At 73.1% G+C, this 2,190-nt stretch carries 2 protein-coding genes; both read left to right on the top strand.

Going from position 1 to position 2,190, the window contains the following annotated elements; genetic code table 11:
- The first annotated feature begins 466 nt into the window (after positions 1–466).
- Positions 467–1,042, top strand: coding sequence for an FMN reductase (gene msuE / locus I53_RS23345; RefSeq protein WP_043355222.1), 576 nt, complete (start codon positions 467–469; stop codon positions 1,040–1,042).
- 8 nt (positions 1,043–1,050) lie between these two features.
- Complete coding sequence (locus I53_RS23340; protein ID WP_043355220.1) at positions 1,051–2,010, top strand: aliphatic sulfonate ABC transporter substrate-binding protein; 960 nt, start codon at positions 1,051–1,053, stop codon at positions 2,008–2,010.
- Positions 2,011–2,190: the final 180 nt, after the last annotated feature.

Below are 2,190 nucleotides of genomic sequence, written 5' to 3'. Positions count from 1 at the left end.
CATCTCCTCGCCCGCAAATAGACGGACCGCCGGCCGGGCGCGTGCTGGAACCGGCCCGCCGCCCGGCGGGCCGCCAGGGTTCGCGGCCGACGGGTGAGCGTCTGCCGGTTGCCGGCCCGCCGGGCTCCCGGCCAACGAGGCCCTTCCACAGCCCCGCGGAATGCGAGAGCGCCCTTCTCCCGCCGGGCCCTCCGGGAGACGAAAGCTTCGTTTCCCGCGCGACCACGCCGCCACGGCACAAGATTTCGGCGCGAGTCCGCCCGGCATCCTGAGATAAAATCTCATCCGGGGCGAGATGTTTCGAGCAGAACGTTTTTCGTTCGCGAGACAATTGGGAACCGCGTTTCATTGACGGCGGAACGTGGGGCGATCAATTCTATCGACCTATTCGGATGTCCGGCCGCACCATCCTCGCTCTTCGAGATCGCGGCGGCTCGCCATCCTGTCCCGCAGCAAGGCACCCGGAATGACACGACCGAGACTCGTCGGCCTGAGCGCGAACGTGCAGCGGCCCTCCAAGACCCGGACGCTGGTGGATGCGGTGCTGCGCGAGGCCGGCGCCCGGGCGCCCCTCGATGTGCGCCTCCTCGACTTCGTCGATGCCGGAACCGGCCTCGGCGCCGCCTGGACCCGCGACCAGCTCCCGGCGTCTTCGCGCAGCGTGCTCGCGGCGATCGAGGAGGCGGACGGTCTCGTGGTCGGCTCGCCGGTCTACAAAGGCGCCTATACCGGCCTGTTCAAGCACCTGTTCGACCTCGTCGATCCGGGGGCGCTGGCCGGCAAGCCCGTGGCGATCGTGGCCACCGGCGGCGGCGCGCGCCACGCGCTCGTGGTCGAGCACGCCTTCCGGCCGCTCTTCGGCTTCTTCGGCGCCCTCCAGATCCCGACGGCCGTCTACGCCTCCGATCCCGATTTCAGCGACGGCGTGCTCACCGAGGCCGGCGTGCGCGCCCGCGCTGCCGAGGCCGGCGGGCAGCTCGCGGCCCTGCTGGTCCACCGGTCGGCCTCCGCTGCGCCCCTCGCCCTGGCCGCCGCCGAGTGAGCCGGGCGATGCTCGACCGCCGCAGCCTGCTGGCCGCCCTGGCGGCCCTGCCCCTCGCGCCGGCCCTGGTCCGGGGCGCCCGCGCGGCCGAGCCCGGCGTGGTGCGGATCGGCTACCAGAAGAACGGCATCCTGGTCGTCGCCAAGCAGCAGGGAATCATCGAGAAGCGCCTGGAGCCCCTCGGCCAGAGCGTGCGCTGGGTCGAGTTCTCCTTCGGGCCGCCGCTGCTGGAGGCCCTGTCGCTCGACGGGATCGACTTCGGACAGACCGGCGACGCGCCGCCGATCTTCGCGCAGGCCGCACGCGCCAACCTCGTCTACGCGGCCGCCCAGGAGGCCGGCGGGTCGGGGGCGGGGATCCTGCTCCCGAAGGCCTCGGCGATCCAGAGCCTCGCCGAGCTCAAGGGCAAGCGGGTCGCCTTCGCCAAGGCGTCGAGCGCCCACAACCTGACCATCGCGGCCCTGGAGAAGGCCGGTCTCGGCTATGCCGACATCGCGCCGGTGACCCTGGCGCCCGCGGACGCCGCGGCGGCCTTCGCCCGGGGCAGCATCGACGCCTGGACGATCTGGGACCCGTATTTCGCCATCGCCGAGCAGGGGGAGGGGGTGCGGGTGCTGGCCCGCGCCAGCGACATCACCCCGCAGAACAACTACTTCCTGGCGAGTCGCCCCTTCGCGGAGACCCGCGCCCCGGTGCTCCAGGCGGTGATCGACGCGCTCGGGGACGTGGCGGCCTGGTGCACGCAGAACCGCGGCGCCGTCGCCGACCTCCTGTCGCAGGGCACCGGCGTGCCCCTCGCCGCCACGCGCCGGGCGGTGGACCGGACCGACTACGTGATCGGCCCGATGAACGACCGGGTCGCCGCCGAGCAGCAGCGGATCGCCGACCGCTTCCACGCCCTGAAGTTGATCCCCAAGCCGATCCGGATCGCCGACGCGGTCTGGACCGCCCCCGCCCGCAACGGCTGACACCGACTGCCGAGAGCCATGACCGACCGCACGCCCCGCGCCCTGGCCCTGCCGCCGTCCGACCGCCCGGCGCCGAACCGCCGCCTGCTCCTGTCCGCCGGGCTCGGCCTCGCGGCGGCCGCGATGCTGCGCCCCGCCCGGGCCGCGGGCAGTATCCGGATCGGCTACCAAAAATACGGC

Origin of the sequence: Methylobacterium sp. B1 (assembly GCF_000333255.1) — a bacterium.
Lineage (GTDB): Bacteria > Pseudomonadota > Alphaproteobacteria > Rhizobiales > Beijerinckiaceae > Methylobacterium > Methylobacterium fujisawaense.
Note: the sequence above shows the minus strand (reverse complement) of the source record. Positions and strands in the feature narration are given on the sequence as shown.